Annotated in this window: 17 protein-coding genes; all 17 read left to right on the top strand. The window is 64.3% G+C overall.

Annotation, left to right across the window (positions count from 1 at the left end):
* Window positions 1–631: ethylbenzene dehydrogenase-related protein (locus tag GPT33_RS11355; RefSeq protein ID WP_296808884.1), on the top strand; the 631-nt coding region annotated here is incomplete at its 5' end.
* A gap of 150 nt (window positions 632–781) precedes the next feature.
* Window positions 782–1,747, top strand: coding sequence for a cation diffusion facilitator family transporter (locus GPT33_RS11350; protein ID WP_363929290.1), 966 nt, complete (start codon window positions 782–784; stop codon window positions 1,745–1,747).
* A gap of 270 nt (window positions 1,748–2,017) precedes the next feature.
* Window positions 2,018–4,276: a TonB-dependent copper receptor gene (locus GPT33_RS11345; protein WP_296808881.1), complete on the top strand. Its 2,259-nt coding sequence runs from the start codon at window positions 2,018–2,020 to the stop codon at window positions 4,274–4,276.
* An 87-nt stretch (window positions 4,277–4,363) separates the two neighbouring features.
* Window positions 4,364–4,735 carry a transcriptional regulator gene (locus GPT33_RS11340; RefSeq protein ID WP_296808878.1) on the top strand — a complete coding sequence of 124 codons (372 nt, stop codon included), beginning with the start codon at window positions 4,364–4,366 and terminating at the stop codon, window positions 4,733–4,735.
* A gap of 213 nt (window positions 4,736–4,948) precedes the next feature.
* Entirely contained in the window at window positions 4,949–5,260 is a 312-nt protein-coding gene (locus GPT33_RS11335) for a PepSY domain-containing protein (protein ID WP_296808874.1), read from the top strand.
* Between the two features lie 197 nt (window positions 5,261–5,457).
* Window positions 5,458–6,120: a response regulator transcription factor gene (locus GPT33_RS11330; RefSeq protein ID WP_296808871.1), complete on the top strand. Its 663-nt coding sequence runs from the start codon at window positions 5,458–5,460 to the stop codon at window positions 6,118–6,120.
* Window positions 6,117–7,451, top strand: coding sequence for a sensor histidine kinase (locus GPT33_RS11325; RefSeq protein WP_296808869.1), 1,335 nt, complete (start codon window positions 6,117–6,119; stop codon window positions 7,449–7,451). Before GPT33_RS11330 ends, GPT33_RS11325 begins: the two co-directional genes overlap by 4 nt.
* Before the next feature lie 288 nt (window positions 7,452–7,739).
* On the top strand, window positions 7,740–8,687 hold the full coding sequence (locus tag GPT33_RS11320) for a hypothetical protein (RefSeq protein ID WP_296808866.1): 948 nt from the start codon (window positions 7,740–7,742) through the stop codon (window positions 8,685–8,687).
* A complete protein-coding gene (locus GPT33_RS11315) occupies window positions 8,675–9,106 on the top strand; it encodes a hypothetical protein (protein ID WP_296808863.1) in 432 nt (143 codons plus the stop codon). The genes GPT33_RS11320 and GPT33_RS11315 overlap by 13 nt, the downstream gene beginning before the upstream one ends.
* Window positions 9,054–10,652 (top strand): ATP-binding protein, encoded by a 1,599-nt coding sequence (locus GPT33_RS11310; protein WP_296808859.1) that lies wholly within the window; start codon window positions 9,054–9,056, stop codon window positions 10,650–10,652. Before GPT33_RS11315 ends, GPT33_RS11310 begins: the two co-directional genes overlap by 53 nt.
* A gap of 53 nt (window positions 10,653–10,705) precedes the next feature.
* Window positions 10,706–12,043 carry a sigma-54 dependent transcriptional regulator gene (locus GPT33_RS11305; RefSeq protein ID WP_296808856.1) on the top strand — a complete coding sequence of 446 codons (1,338 nt, stop codon included), beginning with the start codon at window positions 10,706–10,708 and terminating at the stop codon, window positions 12,041–12,043.
* Between the two features lie 335 nt (window positions 12,044–12,378).
* On the top strand, window positions 12,379–12,624 hold the full coding sequence (locus tag GPT33_RS11300; protein ID WP_363929287.1) for a type II toxin-antitoxin system prevent-host-death family antitoxin: 246 nt from the start codon (window positions 12,379–12,381) through the stop codon (window positions 12,622–12,624).
* Complete coding sequence (locus GPT33_RS11295) at window positions 12,624–13,046, top strand: type II toxin-antitoxin system VapC family toxin (RefSeq protein WP_296808852.1); 423 nt, start codon at window positions 12,624–12,626, stop codon at window positions 13,044–13,046. Before GPT33_RS11300 ends, GPT33_RS11295 begins: the two co-directional genes overlap by 1 nt.
* Window positions 13,047–13,277: 231 nt before the next feature.
* A complete protein-coding gene (locus GPT33_RS11290) occupies window positions 13,278–13,523 on the top strand; it encodes an Arc family DNA-binding protein (RefSeq protein ID WP_296808849.1) in 246 nt (81 codons plus the stop codon).
* Window positions 13,520–13,786 (top strand): type II toxin-antitoxin system VapC family toxin, encoded by a 267-nt coding sequence (locus GPT33_RS11285; RefSeq protein WP_296808844.1) that lies wholly within the window; start codon window positions 13,520–13,522, stop codon window positions 13,784–13,786. Before GPT33_RS11290 ends, GPT33_RS11285 begins: the two co-directional genes overlap by 4 nt.
* 255 nt (window positions 13,787–14,041) lie before the next feature.
* Entirely contained in the window at window positions 14,042–14,635 is a 594-nt protein-coding gene (locus tag GPT33_RS11280) for a DUF6088 family protein (RefSeq protein ID WP_296808840.1), read from the top strand.
* The coding region (locus tag GPT33_RS11275) for a nucleotidyl transferase AbiEii/AbiGii toxin family protein (protein WP_296808835.1) at window positions 14,628–15,275 on the top strand (648 nt) is incomplete at its 3' end. The genes GPT33_RS11280 and GPT33_RS11275, both read left to right, overlap by 8 nt.

Genomic DNA, 15,275 nt, shown 5'->3' with positions numbered 1-15,275 from the left:
GATCGACAACTCCATCGCTGATTTCGAGGCCGACGGCTGCTTCGCCGCCTGTCACGACGACGAGCCGCCCAAGCCATACGGCAACAAGTACACCGAGAACGAAGGCGAGCGCGGGGATATGTGGCACATCAAGACCGTGCGTACCGGGCCGGTCGGACAGGTTGACGACCAGTGGCTGGACCACACCCGCTTCGATCCGGACACCGCGAAGAACGCCGGGCGACAATCCGATGCCAAGACGGGCGGAGGCTATGCCGACATCGAGCTCGTCGAGGGAATACCCGAGTTCATGGCCGCCGACGGCAAGGCGGCCAACAAGGGCGGCGCCTATTGGGTCATGGCTGACGATAAGGTGCCATTCGACGATAGTCGATTCGAGCCCGGCGACGAGGTCGCCTCCATCATGATCGCCCCCTTCGAGGGCGACCGCGGCGATATCGCGCTCGGGTTGGCTTGGAGCGACGGGGCTTGGACCATGGAGATGCGGCGAAAGCTGGTCACGGGCAGCCAAACCGACGTGCAATTCGAGGATCTGACGGCGGCCTACCCATTCGCCGTCTCGGTGTTCGACAATGCCCAAGTCAGGCACGCCTTCATGCAGAAGCCGATCGCGCTGGTGTTCGAGGAGTAGGGAGGCGGGGCGTTTCTTGAGAGAGCCACCAGCCTCCGGCCCCCAGCCTCGAGTCGCAGTTGGCCGGCGTGGACGTCATTCCCTGGCGGGCGCAATAACCCGCCCGGATCCAACCCCGGACATCGAAGGCCGAACGCTGATGGCTGGAAGCTGGCGGCTCTATTCACCCGAACAAGGAGCACTGCACTGAGCCCAAGCACGCCCGAGTCCACCAGATCCTCCGGATCCGCCGCGTCGAACGACCGACTGCTGCGTCTGGCCACCTATGCATCGGTCGCCACGGCCTGCGTGCTGATCCTGGCCAAGCTCGGGGCCTGGTTGGTCACGGGATCGGTCAGCGTGCTCGCCTCGTTGGTGGACTCGGCGATGGACGCCGGCGCCTCGCTGGTGAACCTGCTGGCGGTTCATTGGTCATTGATGCCGCCGGATGCCGAGCACCGCTACGGCCATGGCAAGGCCGAAGCCCTTGCCGCGCTCGGACAGGCGACCTTGATTGCCGCCTCGGCCGTGTTCCTCGGTGTGCAGGCGGTCGACCGTCTGCTGCATCCGCAACCCGTCGCGGAAGCCGGAGTCGGCCTGCTCGTGATCGGGTTCGCGATCCTGGTCACGTTGGCACTCCTGGCGTTCCAACGTCACGTGATCCGCCGCACCGGGTCGGCGGCAATTCGCGCGGACGCCCTGCATTACGCGACGGACCTCGCCACCAATGCCGCGACCGTTGTCGCCTTGCTGCTCGCCTCCGCCGGCTGGTCCGGATTCGACCCGCTGTTCGGTCTGGCCATCGGGGCCTACATCCTCTACAGCGCCTTGCGGATCGGCTTCGATGCCGTCCAGCTCCTGATGGACCGCGAGCTTCCCGATGAGGCACGCCGCCAAGTCCTGGACCTTGCGGCTTCGGTTCCCGGCGTGCTTGGGGTGCATGGTTTGCGGACACGCCGATCCGGACAATCCCTGATCATTCAACTGCATCTAGCGCTCGACGACACCATGCCGTTGCTAGCCGCCCATCAGGTCGCCCTCGATGTCGAGGCGCGCATTCGCGAGATGCATCCAGACTCGGACATCACCATCCATCAGGATCCGGTCAGCCTCGGCGAAGAGAGCGTGCCTGGTTAAACCGCGCCCGGAACGGTATGCAAGGTTTGTGGATGGGATCGGACCCGTCAGAATTGACGAGCGTTTGAATCGGCGCGGTTTAAGATCCCGAGCAACCTCATTCGGCGGTCCGACGCGACCCTGCGGGATATCGGGCACACGCTCGGCGATATCACCTACTCTTCTCTGTCTCCGATCAGTAAAACCTCAAATCCCGGCGACCGGACGAAAAACTTGGATAGGCTCATCGGCAACTCGATCAAGCAGACGAGACGCGCGGAGGCACATCCAATGAGCACAATAAAAATAAGGTCTTGTGGTCGCAGACGCCCGAACCGAGGGACGAGCCGGGCGACGCTCAAGGCCGAGCGCAAGACATCGATAGGGGCACCCAGCGATATCCCGCTCGGCAACGAGATCGCCGCCGGGACCGGCATCCTGATCGCCATTGCGGCGGGACTCTCGATCGCGCTCTGGGTCGACACGGCGACCGCGCAAACCCCGGATGAAGGCGGCGTGGTCTTGCCCGAGCTGGAGGTGACCGCGGATCGCCTGGACGCTCTCCCGCCCGCGACCTTCGTCGCACCCATCGTCGAGGTCACACCCGGCCTGCCGGCGGACGGCGGCGACCTCCTGCGCTCCGTCCCCGGCGTGAGCGGCTCCCGGATGGGCGGTCTCGGCATCGACCCCATCATCCGCGGCCAGACCGCCGGGCAGCTCAATATCCTGATCGACGGCGCCTACGCCTTCGGCGGCTGCCCCAACCGCATGGACCCGCCGACGGTCTATGTGGATCTGGATAACTACGACTCGGTCACCGTCATCAAGGGCTCGCAGACGGTCCGTTACGGCGGGGGCGGGAGCGGCGGCACCGTTCTGTTCGAACGCGACACCCCCCGTTTCGATCCCGGCGAGGTCTTCCGCGCACGCTTCACCGGCGGCATCACCGACAACTCGCACACAGGTAACCTGGGCGCGGACGTGACGGTCGGCATCCCCGAGGGCTTTGCCCGCGCCACCGGCCAGTATCAGACCGCGAACAATTACGACGACGGCAACGGCAACCCGGTGCGCAGTGCCTACAACACCGAAGGCGCCGGTCTTGCGCTCGGCCTCACCCCGAACGACGATACCCGTGCCGTTCTGAGCTACGACCATACCCACGACTGGGATGTCCTCTACGCCGGCGCCGGCATGGACGGCATCTACAGCGACAGCGACCAGTGGCGTCTGCGCCTGGGTCAGGACACCCCGATCGGTCCCTTCGCCGCGGTGAAGGCGGAGCTCTACAGCGTCTCGGTCGATCATCTGATGGACAACTACAGCCTCCGGCCACTGACGTCGATGTTCAAGATGCGCGCCCCCAGCACCGCCGATACCGCAGGCGGGCGCTTGACCGCCGATCTGGAAGCGATGGGCATGAATTGGACACTCGGGACCGACTATCTCCAGGTCGATCGCGACGCCACTCGCTTTTGGAACTACCGCTCCGCGGCGGTCGATGTCCCCAACTCGTATCTCTGGCCCGACGTGGTGAATTCAGACCTCGGCCTCTTCGTCGAGATTGAACACCCTTTGACCGAGCAATCCCGACTCACCGCCGGGCTGCGCTACGACCGCACCGAGGCCAGCGTCTCGCAGTCGCGAGCCGCGCTAGTGCCGGTCGGACCGGCCTGGGTGCGTTCCGCCGAGCAGTTGTATCGGTCCTACTATGGTGTCGGCGCCGAGGACACGGACGAAGACAATCTGGGCGGAATCCAGACCTACGCGCACAACCTAAACGACGGCCTCTCCTTTTCCGTCGGGGTCAGCCGCACCCTGCGCTCGGCCGATGCCACCGAACGCTACATTGCCTCAAACGCCGCACCGTCGATGATCGCGAACAATCAACGCTGGGTCGGTAACCCCGGCCTGGATCCCGAGGCACATCATCAGATCGGCGTGACGCTGGCCAAGGTCGCCACGCACTGGAACACCCAGCTCGACCTCTTTTACGATCGGGTCGACGATTTCATCCTGCGGGATCGCGCCCATGGCCAGCCGGGGATCTTGCTGGCCGACGGGACCTTCATCTATCGGAATATCGACGCCGAGCTCACCGGCGGTGAATGGACCGGCTCGATCGAGTTTGCCCGGCACTGGCGAGCCGGCGCCTCGTTCGCCTATATCTATGCACAGAATCGCACCGATTCCACACCCATCGCCCAAACCCCGCCGCTCGGCGGCACCGTCAGCCTCGACTATCTCGCCGAACGCTGGTCCGTCGGCACCAGGCTGAACTGGAACGACACCCAGGACCGCGTGGACGACGACCCGCTCACCGGAAGCGGTCTGGATGTCGGCCCGACGCCCGGCTGGTGGATCCTCGACCTCTATGGTCAGGCACGGATCTCCAAGTTCGCGACGCTCAGTCTCGGCGTGGACAACCTCTTCGATCGCGCCTACGCCTATGCCGTGAACCGCGCGAACGTCGATCCCTTCAACCCGGGTCCGGTGCAGGTCAACGAGCCTGGACGGCAGCTGTGGGCGCGGGCGTCGCTTGATTTTTAACAGGCCGCGCCATTCTGTTCGGGTGAAGGAATACGATGCCGTGGACGCGGAAACAATTGACAGCATCTCATCGACCTAGAGCACACCATGGACATCCGCCCGATTCACACCGAAGCCGATTACAAAGCCACCCTCGACGAAATCTCGGCTCTCATGGAGGCTGATCCGGATTGGGGCACTCCCGAGGGCGATCGACTGGACATCTTGGCAACGCTCGTTCAGACATACGAAGCCAAGCACGCCCCCATCGATCCTCCCGACCCGGTCGAAGCCATCAAGTTTCGGATGGAGCAGGGTGGCCTGTCCGTCAAAGACCTGGAACCCCTCATCGGCAAGAGCAACCGGGTCTACGAAATCCTCAATCGCAAACGGCCGTTGACGCTGCCCATGATTCGCAGGCTGCACCGGCACCTCGGCATTCCCGCGGAGGTACTCATCGCGGAGACGGTGAACCGGTAACCGAGGAAGCCGAGACGCTGACACACAACCCACCCACGCTCACCTCCGCTCAGGATTCGAACTCCAGTTCAGCGCCAATTCAGTTTCGGGAACGAGACTGAATTCGGGTCGAAGGCGACACACATGGATCGCCCTCGACCGAGTCGGCTTGCTTTGCCTCAAAGGGAAGACGAGCCACAGAGGCTACTCATCCAAACCAAGGGGACCAGGCGCATGCAGAAACCACGGCTGACGGCAATCGCCGTCTCGGTTGGACTCCTGTCGGTCACGGGCGGTGCCATCGCCGGTGATCGGCTCGACCACGACGAGATCAAGCAACTGCGCGAGGCCGGGCAGATCCTGCCGATGGGCGAGGTGATGGCCAGCGCCCAGACCGTACAGCCCGGCCAGCTCGTCGAGGCCGAGCTCGAGCGCGAGGACGGCGGCTATCTCTACGAGGTCAAGATCCTGGCCGCCGACGGGACCGTCCACAAGCTCTATCTGGATGCCGCGACCGGCGAGGTGATCAAGCGGAAGGAGAAGTGAGCCTTGCTGAACCGCGTCCGGAACGACATGCGCTCCTGTATCCTTTTGCAATCTTTCGGTCACCAACAGACGCCGCAGCAGACGCGGTTCAGGATATTGAATTTTATTATCTTAAATCGCGTCGACTCCAAGAATCTCCTGCTGCTCCGGAGTTGGGGAGCTAGGCAGACGCCGCTTATCGCTCGGGACGCGATTTAATGCGACTTCTGCTGGTTGAGGATGACCTGCCCCTCGCGGCCGAGCTGCAAAAGGCGCTCAAATCCTCCGGCTTTGTTCTCGATCATGCCGCCGACGGCGTCTCGGGCGAAACGCTCGGCGCCGGCGAACCCTACGACGCCATCGTTCTCGATCTCGGACTCCCCGGGCGACCCGGATTAACGGTGCTGCGCAACTGGCGCGGGCGCGGTGTGACGACACCTGTCCTGGTGCTGACCGCGCGTGATGCCTGGCACGAGCGCGTCGACGGACTCAAGGCCGGGGCCGACGACTATCTCGGCAAGCCCTTTCACATGGAAGAGCTGATCGCGCGCATCAATGCCTTGACACGACGCGCCGCGGGCAATCTGCGCCGCGGCCTGGAGGTCGGCGGACTGCGTCTCGACGAAGACCTACAGCGGGTCGTCCTTGCCGACGGCAACGCCCGGGAGCTGACCGGCACCGAATTCAGGCTCCTGCGCTACCTGATGCTCAATCCCGACCGGATCCTCTCCAAACCCCAGATCATGGATCACGTCTACGATCTGGAAGCCGACCGGGGCAGTAATCTGATCGAGGTCTATGTGCGGCGTCTGCGCGAGAAGATCGGTAAGGACCGGATCCAAACCCTGCGGGGTCAAGGCTACCTCTTCCCACGTCGATGAGATCGCTGGAGGGTCGTCTACAGCTCGGCTTGGCCGTCAGCTTGGTGGTCCTGATCGGGGCGGTCTGGTGGGTCGGTCACGCGGCCCTGCACCGCACTGCCGACGCCTTTGTGCTTTCGCGACTCGAGCACGATGCCGAGGCGCTGGTCGGCGCCTTGTCCCGGAACGGTGCCGGGCAACTGGACCTCGGTCAGCAGCGACTCACCCCGGTCTATCACCAGCCCTATTCCGGTCACTATTTCGTCATCGAGGCAAGCGACGGACAACGCATCCGGTCGCGTTCGCTTTGGGATCAGGATCTCGCCGGCCTTCCGCTCGGCCCGGGCATGTCGCAACACTGGCGCGCCATCGGCCCGGACCGGCAGCGCCTGCTGGTGCTGGGTAGCGGCTACCGGTTGGAGGGAGGCGACTTCTCGCTTGCCGTTGCAGAGGATGTCACGCCGCTCGATCATGCCTTGGTGTACTACGAGCGGCTGTTCGCCGCGATGGCCGTCGGCGGGCTGATCCTGATGCTGCTGGTGCAGCGTTTCGTCGTGCGACGGGCCTTCGCGACCCTGATTCCTATCTACCGCGACATCGGACGTCTGGAGTCCGGCCAAACAGTCACTCTGACCGAGCAGGTCCCGAGCGAGATCCTCCCCCTGGTGCACAAGCTCAACCGGCTGCTCCTGCTCTTCACCCAGCGCTTGGAGCGCTCACGCACCGCCGCAGGCAACCTGTCGCACGCGATCAAGGGTCCGCTCGGTCTGTTGCGACAACAGCTTCTCGACCCGGCGCTGTCGATCGATCCGAAAACCCGCGAGGCACTGATCGAGCAGGTCGAGCGGCTGCGCCGTCTCGCCGAGCGCCAACTCAAACGCGCGCGCCTCGCGGGTGCCGGGGCGGCCGGACTGCGCTTCGACCCCGACGAGGAGCTGCCGACCCTCGCTCGACTTCTCGGCCGCATCCATGCCCCGAAGGTCCTGGACATCCAGCTCGACATCCGTACGTCCGGCCCGCTCGATCTCGACCGGGAGGATATGCTGGAGCTGCTCGGCAACCTGCTCGACAATGCCTGCAAATGGGCAAGCACGCGGGTGCTCTGCAACGTCGCCGCCGAAGCCGGGGCCCTGGTCTTCAAGGTCGAGGACGATGGACCAGGCTGTTCCGATACCGAGATCGCCGACATCACCGGCCGAGGGGTTCGACTCGACGAGGAGATCAGCGGTCACGGACTCGGACTAGCGATCGCCAAGGAAATCGTCGAGGGCTATCGGGGGCGGATCGCCTTTCATCGCTCCTCCGCGCTCGGCGGCTTGTGCGCCGAGGTCAGGCTGCCGGCGGGTGAATGAGGCTTCAACCTAGATCCGGCAGTTGAACGGCTCGACAATTCCGTCGAATCCGCCGACGGATGTCGGATGCCGAACAGCCCGCGCCGCACCCAACCGATTGAGCAACCGGAGCCAATGGTCGTTGGATGAAAACTTGCATACTCACCCATAGGGGAGCACCCGTGGGGTACCCGACGGGAATCCGGCGGCACGTTTAGGGTGCGCTTGGGGAGCCGCCACGGAATGTCGCGATGCCGCCGACCATGCCGACCGTCGGGTGCGGCCGCCGCGTGGGTCTTGGCGGGCTGGATGTGCACCGCAGGCACGGCCGAGGCGCAGCCGCCATCATCCGTACTGATCGATGCCGCCATCGGCTCCGGCTACGACAGCAACCCGGCACAGAGCCGCGACGGCCCGGGTCTGTTTTTCGCCGACGTCGTCCTGAACCTTGCCGGCCCAATAAACCAGAGGGTGAGCGGACTGGATTGGCGCCTCGATGCCTGGTACCAAGACTACGAAGGCCCCGACGACATCGGGCGGGTTGCGGCGACGGGGATCTGGCAGACGAGGCTCGAGCGCATCTCCGGAACGCTCGCCGTATCGACTGAGGCGGTTCTGTATCGGGACGAAATCATCCCGACGGACTCGCGAAACGAGGTGGCCGTGCGTGCCCGATTCGACCGCATCCTGACGCCGCGCCTGGATCTGATGTCCTTCAGCGAGCTGCGTTGGCTCGATTACCTTGACCCTGCCTATCCCTGGGAGGGGCGACCCGGCCCCGGTCGGACCGGGCATTCTCGGGCCGGCACCTCAGGCGGTGCGCATTCGGTCACGCCGTCGGAATGGCGCGGCGGGGTCAAGCATCGCGAGGACTGGCTCGCAACCCTCGGGCTGGAGGGTCTCTGGCATCTATCGGGGGACGCGTCCGGCGCGCTCGCCCTGAGCTGCGCCCGCAATCGCTCGTCCATCGACCCGGATGGATACGACGCCTGCTCGTTCGACCTGTCCTTGAGGGTCATGCCGGTGCCGGGGTGGCAGGCTCGGATCGGCGCAGGTCGGTATCGGACCGACTATGAACGCACCGGGAGCGGGTTTAGACGGCAAGACACGGGGTATGCGCTCGGCGCATCGCTGCAATGGAGTGCGGGTCCCGGCGAGTTTCTCTGCGAGTTACGTTGGATCGAGAACCAGTCGGACCTTGAGGTCAAGGCATTTCAACAGACGGTGACCCGTTGTGGGCTGGTATGGCATTTCTGATCGACAACGCTGGTGATGGAATTCGTTGGCGCTCGATGCTGTTGGCTGCCGGCGCGTTCCTGGTTGTCGCACCGACGCTCGCGGAGACGCCGCTGATCGGTCGTGTCGTCTCGGTGGACAAAGACTCGGTCCTGATTCAGCCCGAAGCCGTCGGTGCGCAGCCCTTGCGGTTGCCGGTCGAGCCGGGCAAGGCCACGGGCGACCTCTCCGCTGGCGCGCGGGTGCGGCTCTGGTCCGATCCGGATGTCGGCGCCGGCGGCCCGGGTTGGCGCCTTGCACCGCAGGCCGGTGCCCGTGTCGGCGCCCTCGACGGTGACCGCACCGGCGTGCGATCGCGCATCGGCCGCGGCGCCGGACAGGGTCCTTTTGGCCGAGGACACGGCGCAGGCAGTGGCGGTGGCGGTCAGCATGGTCGGTGAGGCTGCAGCCCGCCGACTGCCGCCATCCTGGATCGGCCACCTCTTGGTGTTCGGGCTTCTGGTCGTCATGGCCGCCGGCTGGTTCTTCATCCAGGCGCGACAGACCCAGCAGGGTTTCGTCGCCGATATGGAGGAGCATGCGCGGCTGCTTTCGGATGCGGTGGCGCTGCAGGCCCGCGGCGCCGTGTTGGCGCAGGACGCCATCGATTCCATCTTGACCGTCCTGCTCGGCAGCTCCGCACGTTTCGTCGACTATCTCGATGGCATCGAGCCCTTCACCGAGGACGAGCTGAGCGCCTTCGCCGCGCAAGCGGGCCTGTCCATGATCAGGGTGATCGGGCCGGATCGCAATATTCAGGGATCGCCCGGCGTGCGCGACGAGGTCTGGCCCGGATGCGGGATCCTACAACGGCTGATCCCCGTCTCCGACACCCAAACCCTGGTGTTGGGTGTCCCGCGGGCCGGAATCGACGGATGTGTCCTCGTGGGCGTGGACAGCCGCAGTCTCGACCGACTGAAAGCCGCCGTCGGTCTTCCCCGCGCATTGGAGAACCTGGCAACCCTGCCCGGCGTGCTGGCGGTCAGGATGGAGGGCAAGCCGAACGCGGCACTCCCCCGAGCGGGCGGAGCGGGAACCCCGTCGGTAAGCATCCGCCGCCAAGCCGATGGACGGCTGGTGGCCGAGGCGCTGACACCCGTCGACGGAGGCGAGCTGGTGCTCCTCATGGATGCCGACCGCCTAGTTGCGCAGCGCCGCCGGATATGGCTCGAGTTTGCCGGCTTCGTGCTGGTGTTGGTCGTGACCGGCGGACTCGGGACCTGGTTGCTCTACAGGCACCAACAGGCGCACGATCGTCAACTTCGAGCCTACGAACGGCAGTTGTCCCAACAACGCGAGGAGGCCGGTCTGGGGCGTGCCGCCGCCGGCATCGCCCATGAGATCCGCAACCCGCTGAACGCCATGGCGATGGGGCTGCAACGCCTGCAGATGGAGGCTGACGGGCTCGATCAGGGGCAAAAGCGGCTGTTGAGCGTCGTCATGGAGGCGTTGCGACGCACCAACGACACGGTCGGGGGCTTGCTCGACTATGCGCGAGCCTATCGACCGCGTCGAGAGCCCGTGCGGCTCGACCAACTGGTCAGCGAGCAACTGAGTCTCTACCGGCAGCGCATCGGGGATCTGGATGTGCGTCTGACCGAACATTTGGCGCGCTCCACCAAGGTCCGCGGCGACCCGGACCTGCTTCGGCAGGTGCTCGACAACCTGCTGCGCAACGCCCTGGATGCCGTGCCGGTGGGAGGCCGATTCGAGATCGATCTGTCGTCGCGCAACGAGGGGGCGCGGTTGACCATGACCAACGACGGTCTGCAGCTCGCTCCCGAGGCCCTGCCGCGTATGCTGGAACCCTGGTTCACCACCAAGACCGACGGCACGGGCTTGGGCCTCGCCATCTCCTTGCGCATCATCCAGGCCCACGGCGGTGACTTGCTGGTGGATTCCCCGAGCCCCGGCCGATTGCGCGTGGAAGTCTTACTGCCGGACTGAGACGGCATAGCCCCGATATCCACCTTCCGATTGACGACGATCGAGTGCCGCCGATGAACATCCTGATCGCCGACGACGACCCGATGCAGCGCGAACTGCTGCAAGGCTTCCTCGAACGGCAGGGTCACCGCATCCTCTGTGCCGCCGACGGTGCGCAAGCCGTGGCGATCGTGCGTGCTGAGCCGGTGCACTTGGTGCTGCTGGACCAACGCATGCCGAAGCTGAGCGGTGATCTGGCACTGGCTGAAATGAAGGCGCTGAATCCGCTGATTCGCGCCTTCATGATCACCGGCTACGGCGCGGTCGATACCGCTGTGACCGTGATGAAACTCGGGGCCGACGATTTCCTCGAAAAGCCGCTGGACCTGCCGAGCCTGCTCGATAAGATTCAGCGCGTCGAGGACACGCTTGCGGTCGATGAAGAGGTCGCTGCGGTGGAGGAAGCGCTCGAGGAGAATCCCGGTCTGCCGCTTCGATTGATCGGCAAGAGCCCCGCAATGCTGGAGCTCTTGTCCGTCGTTCACCGAGTGGCGAGCAGCCCATGGAACGTCCTGATCGGCGGCGAGACCGGAACCGGCAAGGAGTTGATCGCGCGACTGATTCATTTGCTCGGTGCGCGACGCGACGCACCCTTCATCGAGGTCAACTGCGCAGCCATCCCCGAGAACCTCTTCGAGAGCGAGCTGTTCGGCCACGAAAAAGGCGCCTTCACCGGCGCGGCCAAACAGCGCCGGGGGCGTTTCGAGCTGGCGCACGGCGGTACCCTGTTCCTCGACGAGGTCGGCGAGCTGCCCCTGATCCTGCAGTCAAAACTGCTGCGCGCGCTGCAGGAGGGACGCTTCACCCGAGTTGGCGGCGAAAGCGATCTGTCGGCCGATGTGCGCATCGTCACCGCGTCGAACCGTGATCTGCGCGTCATGGTCGAGGACGGGCGGTTCCGCGAGGATCTCTTCTTTCGTCTCAACGTGCTGGAGATCGACCTGCCGCCCTTGCGTCGGCGCCGCGAAGACATCCCGGCGCTGATCGAGCATTTCGTCGCACGCTACGCCGATCGTCCCGTACGCCTGTCGCACGAGGCCCTGGACGTCCTGGTCAAGTACGCCTATCCAGGCAACGTGCGCGAGCTCGAGCACATCGTTCAGCGCACACTGACCTTGACGCGGGGGGGCCTGATCAAACCGGGCGACCTGCCGCCCGAGGTACGACGTGCCGAGATGATCGACCACGGCCTGCTGCAGGAGCGCATCGAGGCCGTGGAGCGCGAGATGCTCGTGTCCGCCTTGGAACAAACGGCCTGGATACAGACCCGAGCCGCCGAAATACTCGGGGTCAGTGAACGGGTGCTGCGTTACAAGATGGGAAAATACGGAATCCGGCGACCCGAGGCTTGAGGACTGATCGCACCGACGGGAAGTAACGTGTCAGAAACAAGTTGAGCCGCGAATCTTATCGTTGTCGACATCGAGAACGACAACCGTGGCACAGGAATTCTCTCGTCGAGTCGCTTTACTTGTTTTCGAACCGTTCCCAAGCCTCCGGTGGAGCAGCCGCCTCGACTGATAAGCCTTGACGCGCATACTCGACGCCCTGAGCATGTGACTGATGAAAGTTTTTAGCTAAACCGCGTCTCACCGAGATCGAGGCCATCTCCGAAGCCAAACACAAAATGAAAATGACGCATGTCGCTCTGGACGCGGTTTAGATTGTCTAGGTGAAACGGAGGCAGATGATGCAAGAATGGCGTTTGACCGATGCCAAGAACCGTTTCACCGAACTGGTCAACCAGGCCCTCTCCAGCGGACCACAGACCATCCGGCGTCGCAACGACTGGGTGGTGCTGCTTTCGAAGGACGACTACGAGCGCTTATCAGGAAAGAAACCGGGTTTCAAGGATGCCCTCCTGAACCCGCCGCACAGTTTGGCGGAGATCGACGTCGCGCGAGATCCAAGTGCCATGCGGGAATTTGAGTAATGCGGGTTTTACTCGATACCTGCGTATTGTCCGAGCTCTACCGACCGGCGCCACTGGAATCCGTGCGCGCGGCGGTCAACCGCCTGCCCGATGAGTATCTGTTTCTCAGCGTCATCACACTGGGCGAGATCGGCAAAGGCATTGCCTTGCTCCCCGATAGCCGCCGCAGACAGGATTCATCGGCCTGGTTCGCCAATCTGCAACATGCCCACACCGACCGGATCCTATCGGTCGATCCGGAAACGGCGGCGATTTGGGGTGAAATCACGGCGGTGGCACAGCGCCGGGGTGTTGTCTTGGCCTCCGCGGATGGCCTCATTGCCGGCACGGCCTTACGCCATGGCCAGCATCTGATGACGCGCAACGCCAAGGATATCCAGAACACGGGGGTCTTGCTGCAGAATCCCTGGGATGAAACCTAAACGGCGTCCGGCATGCGTATCAGAACCGTTGGGGAGAAACGACGGCGCGTTTGCGGCGACGGGACGTCACTTCGCGGCATGATCGAGCGCGTGTCCAGGCACGAGAAAACAGGTCGTGCCTTTGCGCGGGGTCAGCTCAATGATGGCTTATTCTCCCCTGTGCGTCCGTAGTGGCAATCGGGGGCATGCGGCACAATGGAACCACCTTGGTTGCCATTTGGTGTGAACAAGATGCCCACGACTCTGACATTGGAGAATATTCCCGATGCGGTGTACGAGCGCCTGAAGTCCGCCGCTGAGATGCACCGTCGGAGCCTGAACAGCGAGGCGATTGTGTGCCTGGAGGCTGTGTTGATGCCGACGAAGATGGCCCCTAGCGAGCGACTGGCCCGTGCCCGGGAGCTGCGGGCTGCGTTGAGCAAGCAAAACTTCCCAGCCGACGACATTGATGCGAGCAAGCGCGAAGGACGGCCATGATCGTTGTTGACTCCAACGTGATGGCGTACCTGTACTTGCCCGGCGAACACACGGCCGCCGCGGAAGCCTTGCTGGAGCGAGATCCAGACTGGGCCGCGCCGATTCTTTGGCGGAGCGAATTCAGGAGCATTCTGGCCGGGTACATACGGCGCAAAGATATTTCATTTGAACAAGCGGTAAGTCTTTGCGGACCTTCCCGAATCGCGCTGTCGCGCTCTCTGCGGGCTAACGTCAACCACAACCCGCGCCAAACCGCGGCTTGAGCGAGAGCGGATGCCGCAGTTTGGCGTCGAAGCTTGCGGGCGTGTTAGGCAACTTCTTCTCATCCTTCTCTCGGGCGAACACCGGAATTAAGTAAACTGTCCCCGGATCTGACACCCGGGCCGGGTCCATTTCATCCCGGGAGGATTTTCTCGACGGTCTTCTCGATAAGGGCGCGCCACTCATCTAGCCGGAGCGTCCATCCCGAGGTTGAAAACTGTCAGAAAACCTCGTATTTTTCTGACAGGAGAACCGCCATGCAGCGCCTGACCGAACAGATCATTGAGCATGCGACGCGGCTGCCGGAGGGCACGCCCGTGGCGGCTAAGAGCTTGCTTCACCTTGGCAATCGCGCGGCGGTGGACCAAGCCCTGTCGCGCCTGGCCGGGAGGGGGAAACTGCTTCGGGCTGGGCGCGGCGTTTACTTGCTGCCGGTTACGAGTCGGTTCGGGACCCGAGCGCCATCGGTGGAACAGGCCGTCGAGGCGATCGCCGCCCAGCGCGGCGAGGTCATCGTCTCGAGCGGAGCCGCCGCCGCCAACAGCCTCGGCCTCACGACGCAGGTACCGGTCAGGTCGGTCTATCTGACGTCCGGACGTTCCCGGAAGATGAGCCTCGGCAAACAGATCGTCGAGCTTCGCCACGCCCCGCGATGGCAGCTCGCTATGCCGCATCGGCCAGCGGGTCAGGCGGTTCGGGCGCTTGCCTGGCTTGGACCGGAAAAGGCCGACGCCGCCCTGCGCACCCTGAAGCGGAAGCTCCCGCCCGCCACGTTCAGCGAGCTGGTGGCGGCGGCGCCCCAGCTTCCGACCTGGCTTGCGCGCAGCATAGGGAAGGTTGCGCATGGCTGACACCTTCCTCCTCCTTCCGGCCGAGGATCGTCGGGAAGCACTGAGCGTCGCTGCAGACCGCTCGGGCCGACCGGCGCACCTTCTCGAGAAGGATGCGTGGGTGGTGTGGGCGCTGGCGACGCTCTACGGCTCGCCGCTCGGCGAACATTTGGTCTTCAAAGGCGGCACTTCGCTGTCGAAGGCCTACGGGGTCATCCGGCGGTTCTCCGAGGATGTCGATCTGACCTACGACATTCGCAAGCTCGCGCCCGACCTTGTCGGAGATTGCGGCGAAGCGCTGCCGAAGACGCGGAGCGAAGAAAAGCGCTGGACGAGCGAGTTGCGTAAGCGCCTGCCGGAATGGGTAGCGGGTGCCGTTCAGCCGGTCATCGCCGAAACCTTGGCGTGCGGTCCCCTGTCCGCGGCGATCCACACCGCCGGCGAGAAGCTTTTCATCGAGTACGAGGCGACGACGGCGGGCTCGGGCTATGTGGCGCCGAGTGTCATGCTCGAATTCGGCGCGCGCTCAACCGGAGAGCCGGCGAGCCCACGCGATGTCACCTGCGAGGCCGCCGGGCTGGTGGAGTGCGTGGTCTTCCCAACTGCGCGGCCGCGCGTCATGAACGCTGAGTGGACCTTCTGGAAGAAGGCGACCGCGATC

Origin of the sequence: Thiocapsa sp. (genome assembly GCF_011390875.1) — a bacterium.
Taxonomy (GTDB): domain Bacteria; phylum Pseudomonadota; class Gammaproteobacteria; order Chromatiales; family Chromatiaceae; genus Thiocapsa.
This window is presented reverse-complemented; position numbering and strand designations above follow the sequence as displayed.